The sequence below is a fragment of the Francisella sp. Scap27 genome, assembly GCF_013394105.1.
In the GTDB taxonomy this organism is placed as follows: Bacteria; Pseudomonadota; Gammaproteobacteria; order Francisellales; family Francisellaceae; genus Francisella; species Francisella adeliensis.
Window position 1 is genome coordinate 799,233 of record NZ_CP041326.1, and the last position, 16,791, is coordinate 816,023.

The following is a 16,791-nucleotide window of genomic DNA, read 5'->3' on the forward strand; positions in this document are numbered from 1 at the left end:
AAAGTGTCTGCAAAAAACCTAAAGAATTTAACTAAACTATAAGCGACCTTATCACTTATTTTTTTCTGGTCGATGTTTAATGCTCATATTAACTCCTGTAATCTAATTTATTTGTTTTAGTAAATAAAGGCATCACTATAGATATTGCTGGAAGCTATCCCTGCTAAAAATGCTGCGGTTTTTAGTTTCTTCGTAATTTCTACAGGCCCACATACATATGCTTTTGCTGTTTTATATTTAGCGGCATGCTGTAGAAAAATTTTATCTATAGTCCTGCTATCTTTGTCATCCAACACACTAGAGTAGTATTCTATGTTTGAATAAGCTTTAGCAAAAGCTTGTAGTTGATCATTATAGTAAAGATCTTGGTTACTACAACCACCATGCATTATTATCATTTTACCTTGATGATTTTGTTTGATTGCATCTTTTATAATACCTATCAATGGGGCTAACCCTGTACCTGTGCCAGCTAATAGTAACGGATAGCTTTCTTTTTTTGGATTATAATAAAAACAATCACCACTAGGGCCTCTTAACTTTACAGTGGAGTTAACTTTAGCATCATTCTTTAGCCAATTGCCAATCTTGCCATTATCTATAATTTTTATATGTAACTCTATATAATTATCACTGTAAGGAATATTCGCAATAGAGTAACTCCTAGAATCTCCATCATTATTTATTAAATTAATGTATTGTCCAGCTATCCAAGCCGAAAAATCACCGACAATAAGCTTCACGCTCATAACATTGTAATTTAGATAGTCTAATTCTTTGATTGTAGCTGTAGTTTCAATAACATCATTTTCAGAAGTACTAAATGTGATGCTAGATTCTAGCTTAGCAATACATGGTAAGAAATAACCTTGTGATTGAAGTGTTTCTTTTAAGCCTTTTTGCCATAAAGAATTGATATCGCCAGTCGAAATTCTGGCAATACAAGATTGGCATATGCCAGATTTACAAGAATGATTGTATGAAACATTATTTCTTAATAAACAATCTAATACTGTTTCATCATTTTGAAGTTTGTAGGCTTGACCTTCATAATAAAAAACCATAATTAAGTTACCTATCTAGTACATCATCCCTAACACTATTAGCTATATTAGCTACTTGCTGGATATCTTCATCACCTACGCCAAGCTCACTCAGGGTAGTGCCTAGATGTTCTATAATAATATCAACATGAGTATCATTCAATCCACGAGCTACTAAATGCTTGTGGCCTTGACGCATGTCTTTGCCTGTGTAGCTATTAGGTCCACCGAAAACCATTGTTAAAAAAGCTTTTTGCTTTGGAATCTGTTTATCCATATCAACATCATCAAAAAAGAAGTTAACTCTTTCATCAACCAAAACCTTGCGATAAAAAATATCAACTGCTGCATCAACTGCTACTTGTCCGCCCAATTTTTCATAAAGTGTTTTTTTCATAATTACTCCTGTTGTTTAAAGATGCATTCTAAATACACCTTTAATTGTACGGTATAACTTTTATTAAAGCAATGTCTTTGAAAAACTTAAATACAAACAGCTAAAACACCTTAAGTCGCATTGCAATTGGAAAGATATGTTAACCTGTTAAAAAACATGATTAGTTAGTTCCTAACTAGGCGTTTAATTAGAAACTAAACAGTTGGCGCATTTCAAATTACAATCTATGTATTGAGAGTTTTGTTTTTCAATGTTTTGATAAGACTACTCTTATCAGTATCATAAGGATACAAAATAGACACTTTTTTATTATTCAAAGCATTATTCAAACCTTCTCTATATTTTTATTTGGAATCAAGAATCTATACTGATTTATTTAACTCAAGTTTATTTGCTAGACTTAAACACCTATCTATAGTGCCTATAGTTAATAATACTAAGAGTATATCTTGATATGTAGGCGAAAATAGTGATTTTTTTTGAAGGATTAAATAAGTATATTGTTAAGGAAAACTAATCAACTATAACCATATCCCTTGTGGAACGAATCTCTATATTTGTAAACTTACCAGTTTTTTTAATTCTACCAAACACTGCAAACTTAGCGATTTTACTTTTATCAAAATCCAAGTATTGCACTTGATTTGGTGCTATAAATATAGAAAACCTTGCATCTTGATTAACCTTAAAAAGCATTTTTACACTATCTCCCATTAAGGATTTAGATATACCGGAGATACCATATATAAGTCTATATTTACCATTTAAGCTAGCTGCATTTTCTTCTGTTAATTCAAGAGCATTTATTGTTGCAATGTCTTGTTTAACATATTCTTTGATTTTATTATTAGCTAAGTGTTGTTTTTTTTGTGGCATTAGCTCAAGAGTTTCATCACCTCTTAGCTCACCTCCAACCTCTAGCTTTGTTAGTAAATTTATAGTCTTCTCAAGATTTTTATTTACAAGAAAGTTTATCTTGCTCATATCTTTTTTAGAGTCACTATTAAGTAGCTCTTTAATTCTTGCTTCATCTACTAGCTTAGCTACTCTTGGGCAAGCATCGTCGTGTAGATTATCTTCATCCTTAATAACTTCAAAAAATGATCCTTGATTTGCCTTTCTAATTATTTTAACTTTTGCTTTACCACAATCTAAACAATAGATATTTCCCGAGTGAAGCTTACTGCTATATTCGCTTGTATTTATAAAGCCTTTCTTATATCTAGCTATGTTCATTTTTTACCTTAACTTTCTCAAAAAGTATATCTGAAATTGTATGATCTAAATTTTGTCCTCTTTTCTCAAACTTAGTTAGCGGTCGCCATTCTGGACGAGGTGCATAACCATTATGTAGGTTTTGATAATTTTTATCTTTTTCTAACAAATCAAGAACATCTTCGGCATATGGCAGCCAGTCACTCGCATAATGAAGTACCCCACCTTTTTTAAGCTTCTTAGCAAAAAGGTCTAAGTTATCCTGATTTACAAGTCGGCGTTTATTATGTTTCTTTTTATGCCAAGGGTCAGGGAAATATATTTGAACCCCACTTAGAGTTCCATCATCGATCATTTTGGTTAATATTTCAACAGCATCATAACTCATAATTTTTAGATTATTAATATCTTGATGTTCGATTTCATACAAAATATTACCAACACCTGCTTGATGTACTTCGATACCAAAATAGTTTTTATCAGGGTTTTCTAAAGCCATCTGCACAAGAGAGCCACCCATTCCAAAACCTATCTCTAAAATTACAGGGTTAGTATTACCAAAAAGCTCATCAAAATTTAACTTTTTTTCAGAGTATTTGATAGCATGTTTATCTGCATAATTATCTAATGCTTGTTGTTGTTTTTTGGTAACTCTACCGGCTCTTTGTACGAAACTTTTTATCTGTCTCAAGTTTTCTTGTTCGTTTTCTGACATTTTTGTAGATTTATGGCTTATTTATTACTACTATTCTATATCAACTAGACAAAAAATAAGAGTCTAACAGTGCTAATCTTTCTAACAATCCTTGTTTTGCAAGTAAGTTGTCTTATCTTACCAGGGCCAGATTTTTTTATAACGATAAGTAATTCAGTAAAATTTGGCTATAAAGAAGGACTTACTACCGCCTTTGGTGTATCTAGTGGAATACTTATAAACACACTAATAGTCTATTGGTGTGGCTCGTTTTTGCTATATAAAGAACCTCAATTATTTAATATACTGATACTAGCCGGTGTAGCATATCTAGCTTATATTGCTTTTAACTTATACAAAGATATATTTACATCTACTCCTGAACTAAATCCTAATGCAAGTGAACATATAAAAAATATAAAATCTTTTGAAAAACCAACAAACATACAACTATATGTTAAGGGAGTTTTCACAAATCTAGCTAACCCTAAGGTTATGGTATTTTTTAGCTCAATGCTTAGCTTGGTTGAAGAGTTGCCTAGTTTTGGTAAAGTAGCTATATGGCTAGCTATTGGAATTACAACACTCATGTGGTTTTGTACTGTAGCAATATTTTTTGGTAACAATAAATTACGACAATTATTTTTTAGGAATATTAAAAAAATTGAGTTTGTATCGGCAATATTTATAACCGGATTTGTAATAATAATCTTAGTTGAACACTTCTTCTAAAATAACACCTTACCCCAGCCCAACTTTTCTCTAAGTGTCGCATAATAGTTATAATCTTCTAAGTGAAGTATTTTTACGCTCTTTTGTGCTTTTCTAATTGTTATTTTTTGATGTGCATTAAGAATTGTATCATGTCGACCATCTATACTAAGTACCGGCTCAGGATTATTATATTCTGTGATATAAATGTCTATAACACTACTATCAGAAATAACTAAAGGTCTACTATTTAAAGAGTGAGAACAAATAGGAACTAAAACCATACTATCATGATTTCGACATAAAATTGGGCCTCCTGCTGACATAGCATGAGCTGTTGAACCTGTTGGTGTTGATATTATAAGCCCATCACCACGTTGATCAAAAGCGTACTGACCATTAATATACACTGTTAAGCCAAACATCAAACCTCGAGATGATGTTATTGCGATTTCATTAAGAGCTATTGATTTTTCAAGAGGATAACGAGTTTTATCATCTACCTTACATTTCAACATAGACATTGATGATTGAACACTTTCGCCATTTAATATAGATAGCAATGACTTCTTAAGAACTCTTCTATCGGGACTTATTGTTGTTAAAAATCCTAGTTTACCCTTATTTACACCAACTATATCGATATCACTATACAAAGCTAAAACTCTTGATGCTTGTAAAAAATTTCCATCACCACCGACTATTATCGCAAGATCACAATCTGCTGCAATTTCATGTAATGTTTTAGTTTTTAGGTTTTTTATAGTTAAATCACCTGCCGATACAGTCTCCACACAAGCCTCTATACCAAACTTGTATAAAATCTTATATACAGCAACTACTGATTCACTTATTTCTTTATTATAGTGCTTACCTATAATAGCAACTTTGTTATATGCAAACGACATCTGTACTTTTTTAGAACCCACCTAATAATAATTATAACAAATCATAAATTACTAAAGTAATATTCTTTTATGGATTTTTTATGATGAAAAAGCTAAAGTATCTTTTATATAGAAGTAAAATAACAAATACTATGAATAAAAATGAAATGGTAAGCATAATAATCCCTGTTAAAGATGAATCTGAAGGTGTTAACTACCTATTCGATCGTTTAAATGTAGTTTTAGAAAAACTACCCGTTAATTACGAGCTTGTTTTTGTTAATGATGGTAGTACTGATAATACTCTTGATTTACTTTTAGAAAAACAGCAACAAATCCCTCAAATTAAAATTGTTGATCTCTCTAGAAATTTTGGTAAAGAGTCAGCTTTATATGCTGGATTTGCTAACTGTAATGGTGATGCTGCTATTTCCATTGATGCTGACTTACAAGATCCTCCAGAACTTATTCTTGATATGGTTAAATACTGGCAAGAAGGCTATGAAGTTGTTACTGCTGTTAGAGAAAATAGAGATTCTGACACTAAAACCAAAAGAAAATCTGCCGGACTTTTTTATAAGCTGATGAATAGTATAAGCGATACTAAACTTACGCCTAATGCTGGTGATTACAGACTGCTTAATAGAGCTGCTATAAATGCCTTTTTAGAACTCAAAGAAAAAGTTCGTTTCAATAAAGGTCTGCTTAGTTGGATAGGTTTCAAAGAAAAAACCTTATATCATGCTCGTGAGGAAAGAGCTGCTGGCCAAACAAAGTGGAACTACTGGAAGCTTTTTAAATTCTCTATCGATGGTATTACAAGCTTTAGTAAAACTCCTCTTGAGATATGGTCTTACCTGGGTGTACTTATTGCACTAAGTGGGTTTGTTTATGGATCATGGTTTATATTAAAGACCATTCTCTTTGGTGCTGATTTACCAGGTTACCCATCATTAATAACATTTATCTTATTTTTCAGTGGATTACAAATGATAGGTATTGGCATGCTTGGCAGCTATATTGGTAGAATTTTCATAGAAACAAAACAAAGACCTTTATATATTGTTAGAAAAGTTTATTCAAAAGAAAATACCAAATAAACTTAGAAATTATTTATCTAATATAACTTTACTCGTATTGATTGGAATTTCAATACCTAGTCTTTCAAACTCTTTCACAATAGCTTGTCTTAAATTACTCTCAATAACTAACCTATCTACTCTTAAGCAATACGCTCTTAATGTAAAATCTAATGTATACTCACTATATCCTTCAAATATAACAAAAGGTTCTGGATAATTGACTATACCCTTGTATGTTTTAGTAATAGACATTAGTAATTCAAATATCTGCTCTACATCTTGATTCAAATTAACACTAATTTTGAGATTCATCCGAGAAAGTGGATTATATGTCTCATTCTTTATCGAGCTATTCATAAATTGACTATTAGGCACTACGATAGTATTTAGATTAAAATCTTGAACTATTGTTGATCTCAAGCGTATTTTTTTTACCTCATTTAATATACCATCAAGCATAACATAATCACCTATTCTAATTGGTCGCTCAACTAACATCATAAATCCAGCAAAAAAGTTTTTCATAAGATCTTGTAAAGCAAAACCTACACCTACAGACAAGCCACTAACTATAAATGCTAATGCTGTTCCACTTATCCCCATTGATGCTATGAAAAAGATAATAGATAAAAATAAACCCATATACCACACAGCTGTAGAAATTGCTTTTTGGGTACCTTTGCCCATCATTGTATACGGAAGAATATTTTTAGCAAAAACTCGTTCCACTACTTTTGAAAGTGATAATCCTATAAGAATTACCAATAAAGACTTTAACAATGCTGCAATAGCAAAATAATTCGTTCCACCAACTCGAATACCAGTAAAAAATATTGTATAGAAAAAATCTCTAATTTCTTGATATGGAATTCCTAGTATTACTAAAGAAATAACTATCGCAATAACTATAAAAATCATCTTGATTATAGTCCTTACCCAATATTCTGGTAAAGTTTCTTTTTCTTGATTTTTTAAACGGTTTATTAATGAGGTTTGACTCCCTTTATTATGAAGAGTCTTTGAAGCAATATAATGTAAAAGTATTACTATGACACTATACATAGAATGAGAAATTATAGCTACAACAAATATTTGTAAGAAATTAACCATCAATAACGTTGCTAAGCTATTTAACCCCATAAATGTTAGCACACAATAAATCAATGAAAATATGATTAATGCCATTCTTAATATATTAAGTTTTTTATTTCTATGCGTGAGCTTTCCAAGCTGAAAATATATAATATAAGCTATAAATAATTGCATTATTGAAATAATAAAAGTAACAACTATATTTCCATAAAGTCCAAATACAGGCTGAATTATAGTAACTGCCGAAAAGAAATTCACTCCCTGCAGAAAGATTAAAAGCATTAATATAAATACATAGCTTTTAAGCCAAATTTGCACTTTATTTCCTGGTGAAACTTTCAAAAATCTTAAGAAAATAACCAAACTATTCTGTAAAATAAAGTAAACACATATTGTATACGCCGCAAAAAATTCTTCTATTCTATGATATTCAAAAAGTTTCCCAAGAATCAGTACCAAAACTGTTGCAATTAAAACATTCCAAAAAACTCTCAAGAAAAAGCTTAAGCTACTAATAATAACTCGATAACGACTAAATTTTAAACGAACTAATTTAAGACTGATATAAAAAGCTATAGAGCAAACCTTATAAATAACAAAAACTAACGCTATCGAAAATAAATATTTTAAAAGAGATATAAAGCTTATTTTATACTCTATCTGACTAAGCCCTTTTTCCCATGAACTATAATGACCAAGGAATGCTCCTTTCGTAAAGAAATCTCTATTCCGAATCTTTATTCTAGTATCTAAAATTAATTTAAGATCTTTACTCAAGGTCTTCTTAACATCTCCAACATAAGATAATGCTTGCTTTGTTTCAAGATAGCTTTCAACAAGATACTGATACCTTTTCTGGATTATGTTCGAATCAAAATCAATATCCTTATAGTTTTGTTCTGTATGGTGGTTTTCTTTTGATGGCTTATTTCCAGCAACAACTTTATAAAGGAAATTATCACTTAGCTCAAAACTGCCTTTATTTTTATCAGAATCTAAAGAGATATATTCTCTAAGACTGTCTTTTGTCTGCTTAATTTTAGTTTCAAGAGCATTTTCTATTAATGTTAATTTATCATACTGTTCAAGGAGTTTGACCTTATAATCTGATAACTTCTCATCAGATAAGTTTTTTTGTTCATAACTATTTTGAACATAGGTCTCTAATTTTGAGCTGGTTCTCATGACTTCAGCTGTTTGTTTTATATATTGTTGTATAGAGAAGTCACTTGCATAAATTGATGTAAATGAACAAAAAATTACCAAGAAACAAAATAGCAGCTTTATTATATAATTATTTTTTTTCATATCAACTCTAGTTAAAATAAGGTGTTTACAAAATTATCTGCAATAAATATTATACAGAAACACTAATTCTCTAAAGTTGTTATTATAACATTTGTGAAAAATAAATTTGAATGAATCATTTTTTGATTACTTAAGGCCTTTTAGCTAAATATCTTTCTTAATAAATATTCCAAAAAATATAGAAACTAATAGAGTTACTAATGTTTTGATAATTATTAAAGATAATACTAGCTCTAGAACTATACCGTATGGAAACATTCCCACGAAAGCTAAGTGTGTAAAAATGATTGAATCTATAAGTATTCCCATTACCGCAGCAAAAAATATTTGAACGGCTAGATTAAGCTTAGTTTTTTTAAAAAGACTTGTACAAAAGCTTGTTGTGTTTTCACTTAACAAATACGACATAAAAGAAGCTAATGCTATTCTAAGCTCTGTAATGCCAAATACTTCTCTGTAGGCTTCTGTAAGAGAGCTGTTAACCTGTATATTAGAGAGCAAACTTAAAAGAGCTGCTACAATCACAAGTGCAACTAGTGTCACAAGAATCAAGCTACGCATAATTTTATAGCCATATCTTTGTGTAATCACTGAGTTTAATGGGAATGTCGATGCCATAAAAAACACCCCACCTGATGCAGTTATGCCAAATATAACAACTGTTTTAGAGGCCATAACTTGCCCACAAATTGATAGCACTCCATAAAGCATAGCTAAAGTTGCGAGCATTATCATTTTAGAATTAATTTCTGAGTTTTGCATATAAATAAATTAAGTTTTTTAAAAATTAGAGTTTATGTTTATATTACGGCTTTAAGCGAATACCTCTGCTTAACAGATACCAAGCAAGATAATAAAGCATTAGTGTAAAGGTAATAATAGCTCCAAATGCTATATAAGGGTTTACTGTTGAAACTCCAATAAAACCAAACCTAACAAAATCAACTATATAAAAAAGTGGGTTACATGATGATATGAAATGCCAAAAACCTGTTAGATTATTTATATCATAAAAAACTCCACCCAAGTATATGAGTGGTGTCAAAATAAATGTTGGAAATATTGTGGTATCATCAAACTTTTGTGAAAATATAGCATTTATCAAACCACCTAAAGAAAACAACGCTCCACAAAACACAAAACCAAACAATACTAATGGTAAGTCATGTATAGTCGAGAAACCTCCTAAAAAGAAAGCTGCGATACTAACTAAAATACCAACAATAAAGCCTCTAAATATACCTCCAGAGATATATCCTAAAATAATTATATGGTTACTAACTGGAGATACTAAAAGCTCTTCAATAGCCTTACTAAATCGCAATCCAAAAAATGAACTTACAACATTACCATAAGAGTTTTGGATCACCGCCATAATTATCAAACCTGGAGTGATATACTGCATATAAGTAATACCCCCCTCCATCGTACCTATTCTTGAGCCAACTACTTTACCAAATATTAAGAAATACAGTATTATAGTTATAACTGATGGTAGTAGTGTTTGTGCCCATATTCTAAATATTCTTTTACTTTCTCGATTAAAAATCGTGGTATACATTATCCAATTATCTTTAAGACTCATTTTTCCACCTATTTATTTTTAGCTATATCTATAAACAGCTTTTCAAGTTTAGCTGCTTTAGTACGCACATCTAAAACTTCTAAATTATACTTCGAAGTCAGTTCCGCAAAGATATCGTTTAATACAATACCACTTTCGACCTCTATTTCTAGAGTATTCTCATCAATTGCTTTAACTAGCCCTGCATTTAAAATAATTTGCTCTTTAATATTATTTTTAAGATCAAAAATATAGGTATGCTTATCTGATGATTTCAAAAATGATTTCATATCTGTATTTACATGAACTTTACCCTTATGTATAAGGGCTATACGATTACACATAGACTCTGCTTCTTCTAAATAGTGAGTAGTCAATATAACTGTTAAACCATCTTTATGGAAACCTGAAATCATCTCCCAAAGAGAGTTTCTCAACTCAACATCTACACCTGCAGTTGGCTCATCTAATATGAGAAGTTTTGGCTTATGTATAAGTGCTCTTATAACCATTAATCTTCTCTTCATTCCTCCAGATAAAAACCTTACCTGTGTGTTTTTTTTATCGTATAGGTCAACTTTTTTTAACAACTCCTCAGCATAAGGTTTTGATTCTTTTTTAGGTATTCCAAAAAAACCTGCTTGAGTTATTAATATATCCATAGGTGTATCAAATATATTAAGATTAATCTCTTGAGCCATAACACCTAAATGTCTTCTAGCCTGATTGAAATCATTATCAATATTATGATCAAAGATCTTAATCTGACCTGAAGTTTTATTAACAAGAGAAGATATCATCCCCAAAATAGTAGATTTACCAGCACCATTAGGCCCAAGCAAAGCAAAGAAATCGCCTTTATTTACTGTGAAACTAATGTCATCAACGGCTTTAAAACCACCTTTGTAGACCTTATTGAGATTATTTATTTCGAGAGCTTTTTGCACTTGCATATACAATAAACCTTTTTTAGAAAAACTTAGATGATTATACCACTTTAGTTGTAATGGTTAAGGATTATTTCTATATGATATAAACTAAAAATCAACCATATTCCAATCAAATCCAACACCGGGGTCTGTCTTTCTTCCAGGAGCAATATTTTCATGTCCTGTAATGTTTTTTATAGATGGATAGTTTTTCTTAATATCTAAAAGAAGTCTATTTAAACTTTTATATTGCTCTGACTGATAAGAATCCCTATCTGTACCCTGCATTTCAATTCCTACTGAAAAATCATTACATCCTTGTCTACCTTGATACTCACTTACACCAGCATGCCAAGCTCTATCATCAACAGAAACAAACTGAACTACCTCACCGTTTCTTTTTATATAAAAATGTGCTGAAACTCTTACATTCTCCAGACTTTCTAAACTATCATCTATAGAAATATCTAACTTATTTTGAAAGAACTGTTCAACATTATCATTTTCATAATCTCCTTCTGGCAAACTGATACAGTGAATAACTACCAAATCAATACCAGATTCTGTAGGCCTTGAATTATGATTGCAACTTTTAATATGTTTTGCTTTTTGATACCAACCATCTTTAAACATTAATATTTCAAATTTCTTTATGCTAAGATATACTTTAACAGCTAACAAAATATATTTGAATAATAATATGAACTGTATAGATTGCAAGCTTGCTAAAAGAACTATTTTTTATGCTGTTTTAACTCTAGTACTAACAGCTTTGTGCTATAACTTTCTCGACAAGAAAGTCACTGATACTATATACAGCAGCGACCTCTTCGGTACAGGTATAAATACTTTTGCTTCTCTTTTCTCAAACCTGTTCTCACCAAAAATCTGGGCTATTATCACGGTACTAGCTACAATTGCATGTATATACAAATATATAAAGAAACAACAGTCTAAAAACCTATATATATTATCCTTATCTCTAATTGTGACATTCTTTGTAGCAGGAACATTAAAAGTACTATTAGCAAGATCTCGACCAGAACTTTGGCTTTTCGACCAACAATTTGGTTTTCATTTCTTCTCTTTTAAAAGTGTTTATAATTCTATGCCATCAGGGCATACTACTTTTACATTTGCTGGACTTTTAGCAATTGCTAATTTTTTCAAAAATAAACGGATTACTGTGATTGCAATAATTATTGCAGCTATAGTGGGTGTTAGTAGAATACTAATACTTGATCATTTTGCTTCAGATATTTTAATATCTGCATATATTGGTACATTTTGTTATCTTTGGTCAAAAGCTTTTGTTGAGCATAGACTAGCTGACTAATACAAATACTAATCTTATAAAAAATCTTTAAAATAAGTTAATGCTTCTCTATAAACTTCTTGTTTAAAATTCACAACATGATTTATAGGGTACCAATAGTTAACCCAGCGCCAATTATCAAACTCTGGTGAATCAGTAGCTTCTAGATCTATATTTCTTTCTACTGTTTTAAGGCGTAACAAAAACCATTTTTGCTTCTGACCTATACATATAGGTTCTTTATTTCTAACCAAGTTATCTGGAATGTTGTACTTAATCCAATTACGTGTAGAACCAATAACTTCAACATCATGAGGCCTTAAACCAATTTCCTCATGTAATTCTCTATACATTGATTGAAGTGGTGATTCACCCTTTGATACTCCTCCTTGAGGGAATTGCCAAGAAGTTCTATTGCGACGCTTAGCCCAAAAAACCCTGTTTTGTTTATTGATTAGGATTATTGCAACATTAGCTCTATAACCATTTTTATCTATCATTATCAAAGAAAAATTTCTTCTACCTAAAATCTATTGTAAACTAATTTCTCTAAGTTTGATATTAATGCGATTAGATAATTTATAAATTAATTATCTTCATTATAGTGACCGATGGCGGCTTCCTTGCCTCCTCCAACAACAGCACCACTTTCCCCTGGGCAGTTTTCGATTGATTCGCATATAATTGTCACTATAGAGGTCATTAAACTTACTATAAAATGACATTTAAATATTAATTAAAGATTACCAATCAATTTTTTCCTTTGACACCCATTTATTTAACAAGCCTTTATACTTTGCCTCTAAAACTTCTTTTGGTGGAAGTTCAGGAAGCTTTGAATAAAGATCCGCTTTTTGGAAAGTCTTTAATAATGGCAATAACAACCAATCTTTTTCGCCAGCTAACTCTTGATAAGCTAAACCACCATTTTGCGGTGTGTGCCATGGATAAAAAGAATGATACCTAAGCAAATACAACCCCTCATAAGGAATATCACTACCTTGCTCAAAAACTTTATAAACATATTCATCATGCCCAAAACTCATTTGTACATCATCAAAGCCACAGTTTTTTTTATATAAGCCGTGGTGAGTAGCTGTAGAACTGTTATAAGCAATATAGTCACTAGCTTCTTTATAAAAACTGCTATCATAAAAGACATTTGCTTCTGCAAATGGACAAGCAACTGGGTATGTATCTCCTACTGTAGACCATTGAGGTAATTCACCATATTGAGGCAAAGTCATAATCTTACCTAAATCATGAATAAAGCCCACTAATGGCAACCATGACCAATCTTTTATATGCGAGTATAGATTAGCCAGAGTTTCTTTCTCTGTATAAAACTTCTGCCACTCTGTTGGAATACTTTGCCATTCATGTTCTCTAAATAAAGTTCTAATCATCGCATTATCTCTAATCTCTGTATCACTTTTTAGAAATTTATTCTGGCAAGCTTCTGCAGTTTGGTAAGCATGCTCTATCTGAGGTAAGTCATTATCTGGATCACTCTCATCATGTACATCTTCTAAAAGCTTAAAAACATCATAGACATCCATATTACCAAGCTCTAGCTTAAAGTACTTTTCTTTCATACTTTTCACATACTCTAAAGACTGATTTATATGCATTTCTCTATAAGTTCTTTCGACTCTGTCTTGAAACTTACTATCTGTATAGTTACGAAATTCTCCAAATGAATTTTCTGCTGATTGAGACATAATTTTACTCCTTTAAATACTTTTCACAATTTGATAATCTTCTACACCCAGGTGCCTAGTTGATACACCTCTATTGAGGTTATTTTCAATAGTTTCAAGATGTACACCCTTTGTTTCTGGCACAAAAAAGTATGTAATAACAAAAGCTAGTGTGGCTACACATGCATATATTCCAAATGTGAATGAAACACCTAGGGTTGTCAATATACTTAAGAAAGTTGCTGCTACTACAAAATTTGCTAACCACTGAATAGATGCTACAAAACTCATAGCAGATCCGCGAACATTTAATGGGAATATCTCTGAAATTATCAACCAGAATAATGAACCCACACTTACGCAGTAACCAATAATATAAACTAACAGACAAATCAAAGCTAAAACTGCTGTAGAACCATTTGAAGTATCTTTTAGTAGATAAATCATAGAAAATAAGCTTATAGCAGCCATTGCTGAACCAATTAATAAGAACCTTCTTCTACCAAGCTTATCTATAAACATAATAGTTACAATAGTTGCCACAAAATTTACAAGTCCTAGAGATAAAGTCATAAGCATGTTCGTCTCATCACCCTCAAAACCAATACTAGACATAATATGAGGGCCATAGTACATAACTGTATTAATACCAAAAAACTGCTGAAATATACCCAAAGCTAAACCAATATAAAGTACAGGTCGTACTTTTTTATTAAAAATAGCAGAAAATTTTGCTTTAGTTGATTTCTCCAAGTTATCTTGAATAGCATTTAACTCTTCTGATACATCTTGCTCTGTTTCACGAATCTTTGTTAATGTCTCACGAGCCTCTACTTTCCTACCTTTAGAAAATAACCATTTAGGTGAATAAGGCATAAAACACATACCTACAAATAACATTACAGCAGGCACAAGACCTGTAGCAATCATCATTCGCCAATCACCACTTGCTGTAAGTGAATAGTTAACTCCAAATGCTATAACCTGCCCCCCAGTAAGGAATGCACCATTCCACAACACTAAAGAACCTCTTTTACTCGCTGGAGCTACTTCTGCTATAAATAACGGTACAGCATAAGATGCTACACCAATTGCAGATCCAAGTAAAAACCTACCAAATGCTAGTATTTCTATATTTGGTGCAAATGCTGCAACTAAGGTACCAACAATAAAAAGCAGACTTGTAGCTATCATTACACGCTTTCTACCGAATCTATCTGTAAAAAATCCGCTTAAAATAGCACCAAAGAACGCTCCTAACACACAGAAACTCACAACCATTTCAATCTGCCAGTTTTGTGCCGTAAACTCTTTTTGGATAAACGGTGTTGCACCAGCTATGATAGATGTATCAAAACCAAACAATAATCCTCCAATTGCAGCAACAGCTACAATCACCAAAACATATAGTTTAGTAGACTTTTTAGTTTGCATTTTTTGTCTCCACCAATCTATCAAAATTAAAAACCTTAATATTTTGTGTATAAGTCAAATCATAAGCTACTTCAAATGCATCTGTTTTTGATAATCTACCTGCTAAAACCATCTCAGCTAAATAAGTAGCATCTACACGACGAGCTATGTCATGCCTTACTGGTATAGAAAGTAATGCCCTAGTATCATCAATAAATCCAGAGCAGTTATAAAAACCTGCAACCTCTGTCACAGCATAACGAAATCTTTTCATACCTTCAGGAGAGTCATTAAACCACCATGGTGGACCTAGAAACACACTAGGATAATGCCCTGCAAGTGGTGCTAACTCACGGGTATACACAGTTTCATCCATTGTAAATAAAACCACTTTAAAATTGCGATTATTACCTACTTTTGTAAGAAGTGGATGTAAACCATTTACATAGTCACATTTCACAGGAATATCACATCCTTTATCATTACCAAACTTACGCTGTATTGACTGATTATGGTTCCTAAACACACCTGCATGAATTTGCATTACAAGACCATCATTTGTTGCCATTTTTGCCATTTCAGTAAGCATTTGACCACTAAAAATTCTTTTCTCAGTATCAGTAGCTGTATTTGAAATTATTTTCTTAAACAAATCTTTACATTCCGATTTATTAAGATCATAAGTCTCTGGCACAGTTACTCCATGATCTGAAGCTGTTGCACCATTTGCTTTAAAGAACTCTCTTCGTTCTGCTAATATTTTTAGAAAATCACTATAAGTATCTATCTTAGTATTTAGTTTTTTTGCTAGTTTTTTTATGTTCTTATGAACTGGGTGTAGCTCAGGATTAGTAACACTATCAGGTCTAAATGTTGGTACAATTTTACAATCAAAATTAGATTTTGCGATATTTTTATGATGCTGTAAATCATCACCAACATCATCTGTTGTAGCAATTGCTTTTATATTAAATTTTTTACAGATCTCTCTAGGCAAAAATTCTTTCTGTTTTAAACAATTATCTATGTGATCATATAACTCATCAGCTGTTACTGGAGTAAATGATTTATCAAAACCAAATACATCTTTTAGTTGGGCATCAAACCATAAGCCAACTTGAGTACCTCGAAACAAATACCAGTTTTCTGCGACTTTTTGCCATATTTTTCTTGGATCAGTTTCTACTTGCTTACCATCTTTGCGATCTATACCGAAATCCTCTAGTCGTAACCCTTGAGAATAAAACATTCTAAAAATATAATGATCAGGCTTAATCAAAAGCTCTACAGGATTTTCAAAAGGCTTATTTTCATCAAACCACGCTGGATCTGTATGTCCATGTGGGCTAATGATTGGCAACTCTTTAATATGATTATATATTTCTAAAGCTAAACCTCTTGTTTGCTTATCTGTAGGCATTAAAACATTTTCATCTAACAT

Annotated in this window: 17 protein-coding genes; 3 read left to right on the top strand and 14 right to left on the bottom strand. The window is 31.4% G+C overall.

What is annotated here, in order from left to right:
* Nucleotides 1-116: 116 nt before the first annotated feature.
* The 4 genes from FLM55_RS03800 to trmB form a co-directional block, all read right to left on the bottom strand.
* Nucleotides 117-1,064, bottom strand: a complete 948-nt coding sequence (locus FLM55_RS03800) for a 2Fe-2S iron-sulfur cluster binding domain-containing protein (RefSeq protein WP_178948120.1) — start codon at nt 1,062-1,064, stop codon at nt 117-119.
* A 7-nt stretch (nt 1,065-1,071) separates the two neighbouring features.
* Nucleotides 1,072-1,440: a group 1 truncated hemoglobin gene (locus FLM55_RS03805; protein WP_178948121.1), complete on the bottom strand. Its 369-nt coding sequence runs from the start codon at nt 1,438-1,440 to the stop codon at nt 1,072-1,074.
* A 513-nt stretch (nt 1,441-1,953) separates the two neighbouring features.
* Nucleotides 1,954-2,676 (bottom strand): hypothetical protein, encoded by a 723-nt coding sequence (locus FLM55_RS03810; RefSeq protein ID WP_178948122.1) that lies wholly within the window; start codon nt 2,674-2,676, stop codon nt 1,954-1,956.
* Nucleotides 2,663-3,370 (bottom strand): tRNA (guanosine(46)-N7)-methyltransferase TrmB, encoded by a 708-nt coding sequence (trmB, locus tag FLM55_RS03815; protein ID WP_178948123.1) that lies wholly within the window; start codon nt 3,368-3,370, stop codon nt 2,663-2,665. The genes FLM55_RS03810 and trmB overlap by 14 nt, the downstream gene beginning before the upstream one ends.
* Before the next feature lie 69 nt (nt 3,371-3,439).
* Here trmB and FLM55_RS03820 point away from each other — a divergent pair, with 69 nt between their 5' ends.
* Nucleotides 3,440-4,081 (top strand): LysE family translocator, encoded by a 642-nt coding sequence (locus tag FLM55_RS03820; RefSeq protein WP_112869475.1) that lies wholly within the window; start codon nt 3,440-3,442, stop codon nt 4,079-4,081.
* On the opposite strand, the gene FLM55_RS03825 is transcribed toward FLM55_RS03820, so the two are convergent.
* On the bottom strand, nt 4,078-4,989 hold the full coding sequence (locus tag FLM55_RS03825) for an NAD(+)/NADH kinase (protein WP_373193965.1): 912 nt from the start codon (nt 4,987-4,989) through the stop codon (nt 4,078-4,080). The genes FLM55_RS03820 and FLM55_RS03825 overlap by 4 nt on opposite strands.
* A gap of 110 nt (nt 4,990-5,099) precedes the next feature.
* On the opposite strand from FLM55_RS03825, the gene FLM55_RS03830 reads away from it, so the two are divergent.
* On the top strand, nt 5,100-6,047 hold the full coding sequence (locus FLM55_RS03830) for a glycosyltransferase family 2 protein (protein ID WP_178949060.1): 948 nt from the start codon (nt 5,100-5,102) through the stop codon (nt 6,045-6,047).
* A 9-nt stretch (nt 6,048-6,056) separates the two neighbouring features.
* Here FLM55_RS03830 and FLM55_RS03835 read toward each other — a convergent pair whose 3' ends face one another.
* From FLM55_RS03835 to ampD, 5 genes are all read right to left on the bottom strand, one after another.
* Nucleotides 6,057-8,429 carry a mechanosensitive ion channel domain-containing protein gene (locus FLM55_RS03835; protein ID WP_178948124.1) on the bottom strand — a complete coding sequence of 791 codons (2,373 nt, stop codon included), beginning with the start codon at nt 8,427-8,429 and terminating at the stop codon, nt 6,057-6,059.
* Between the two features lie 144 nt (nt 8,430-8,573).
* A complete protein-coding gene (locus FLM55_RS03840; protein ID WP_178948125.1) occupies nt 8,574-9,191 on the bottom strand; it encodes a queuosine precursor transporter in 618 nt (205 codons plus the stop codon).
* A 43-nt stretch (nt 9,192-9,234) separates the two neighbouring features.
* Nucleotides 9,235-10,014 (bottom strand): ABC transporter permease, encoded by a 780-nt coding sequence (locus tag FLM55_RS03845; RefSeq protein ID WP_178948126.1) that lies wholly within the window; start codon nt 10,012-10,014, stop codon nt 9,235-9,237.
* A gap of 8 nt (nt 10,015-10,022) precedes the next feature.
* Nucleotides 10,023-10,946: an ABC transporter ATP-binding protein gene (locus FLM55_RS03850; RefSeq protein ID WP_178948127.1), complete on the bottom strand. Its 924-nt coding sequence runs from the start codon at nt 10,944-10,946 to the stop codon at nt 10,023-10,025.
* 84 nt (nt 10,947-11,030) lie between these two features.
* On the bottom strand, nt 11,031-11,555 hold the full coding sequence (ampD, locus tag FLM55_RS03855; protein ID WP_178948128.1) for a 1,6-anhydro-N-acetylmuramyl-L-alanine amidase AmpD: 525 nt from the start codon (nt 11,553-11,555) through the stop codon (nt 11,031-11,033).
* Between the two features lie 67 nt (nt 11,556-11,622).
* On the opposite strand from ampD, the gene FLM55_RS03860 reads away from it, so the two are divergent.
* Nucleotides 11,623-12,258: a phosphatase PAP2 family protein gene (locus FLM55_RS03860; protein ID WP_178948129.1), complete on the top strand. Its 636-nt coding sequence runs from the start codon at nt 11,623-11,625 to the stop codon at nt 12,256-12,258.
* 14 nt (nt 12,259-12,272) lie between these two features.
* Here FLM55_RS03860 and FLM55_RS03865 read toward each other — a convergent pair whose 3' ends face one another.
* From FLM55_RS03865 to uxaC, 4 genes are all read right to left on the bottom strand, one after another.
* On the bottom strand, nt 12,273-12,737 hold the full coding sequence (locus FLM55_RS03865; protein ID WP_178948130.1) for an RNA pyrophosphohydrolase: 465 nt from the start codon (nt 12,735-12,737) through the stop codon (nt 12,273-12,275).
* A 243-nt stretch (nt 12,738-12,980) separates the two neighbouring features.
* Nucleotides 12,981-13,958 carry an inositol oxygenase family protein gene (locus FLM55_RS03870; RefSeq protein ID WP_178948131.1) on the bottom strand — a complete coding sequence of 326 codons (978 nt, stop codon included), beginning with the start codon at nt 13,956-13,958 and terminating at the stop codon, nt 12,981-12,983.
* A 12-nt stretch (nt 13,959-13,970) separates the two neighbouring features.
* Nucleotides 13,971-15,371 (bottom strand): sugar porter family MFS transporter, encoded by a 1,401-nt coding sequence (locus FLM55_RS03875; RefSeq protein WP_178948132.1) that lies wholly within the window; start codon nt 15,369-15,371, stop codon nt 13,971-13,973.
* Nucleotides 15,361-16,791: a glucuronate isomerase gene (uxaC, locus tag FLM55_RS03880; protein ID WP_178948133.1), complete on the bottom strand. Its 1,431-nt coding sequence runs from the start codon at nt 16,789-16,791 to the stop codon at nt 15,361-15,363. The genes FLM55_RS03875 and uxaC overlap by 11 nt, the downstream gene beginning before the upstream one ends.

What these genes read in the sequence shown, in the direction of transcription:
- FLM55_RS03800 (WP_178948120.1), bottom strand. Translation starts at nt 1,064, where the DNA reads ATGGTTTTTTATTATGAAGGTCAAGCCTACAAACTTCAAAATGATGAA.
- FLM55_RS03805 (WP_178948121.1), bottom strand. Translation starts at nt 1,440, where the DNA reads ATGAAAAAAACACTTTATGAAAAATTGGGCGGACAAGTAGCAGTTGAT.
- FLM55_RS03810 (WP_178948122.1), bottom strand. Translation starts at nt 2,676, where the DNA reads ATGAACATAGCTAGATATAAGAAAGGCTTTATAAATACAAGCGAATAT.
- trmB (WP_178948123.1), bottom strand. Translation starts at nt 3,370, where the DNA reads ATGTCAGAAAACGAACAAGAAAACTTGAGACAGATAAAAAGTTTCGTA.
- FLM55_RS03830 (WP_178949060.1), top strand. Translation starts at nt 5,100, where the DNA reads ATGAATAAAAATGAAATGGTAAGCATAATAATCCCTGTTAAAGATGAA.
- FLM55_RS03835 (WP_178948124.1), bottom strand. Translation starts at nt 8,429, where the DNA reads ATGAAAAAAAATAATTATATAATAAAGCTGCTATTTTGTTTCTTGGTA.
- FLM55_RS03840 (WP_178948125.1), bottom strand. Translation starts at nt 9,191, where the DNA reads ATGCAAAACTCAGAAATTAATTCTAAAATGATAATGCTCGCAACTTTA.
- FLM55_RS03845 (WP_178948126.1), bottom strand. Translation starts at nt 10,014, where the DNA reads ATGAGTCTTAAAGATAATTGGATAATGTATACCACGATTTTTAATCGA.
- FLM55_RS03850 (WP_178948127.1), bottom strand. Translation starts at nt 10,946, where the DNA reads ATGCAAGTGCAAAAAGCTCTCGAAATAAATAATCTCAATAAGGTCTAC.
- ampD (WP_178948128.1), bottom strand. Translation starts at nt 11,555, where the DNA reads ATGTTTAAAGATGGTTGGTATCAAAAAGCAAAACATATTAAAAGTTGC.
- FLM55_RS03860 (WP_178948129.1), top strand. Translation starts at nt 11,623, where the DNA reads ATGAACTGTATAGATTGCAAGCTTGCTAAAAGAACTATTTTTTATGCT.
- FLM55_RS03865 (WP_178948130.1), bottom strand. Translation starts at nt 12,737, where the DNA reads ATGATAGATAAAAATGGTTATAGAGCTAATGTTGCAATAATCCTAATC.
- FLM55_RS03870 (WP_178948131.1), bottom strand. Translation starts at nt 13,958, where the DNA reads ATGTCTCAATCAGCAGAAAATTCATTTGGAGAATTTCGTAACTATACA.
- FLM55_RS03875 (WP_178948132.1), bottom strand. Translation starts at nt 15,371, where the DNA reads ATGCAAACTAAAAAGTCTACTAAACTATATGTTTTGGTGATTGTAGCT.
- uxaC (WP_178948133.1), bottom strand. Translation starts at nt 16,791, where the DNA reads ATGTTAGATGAAAATGTTTTAATGCCTACAGATAAGCAAACAAGAGGT.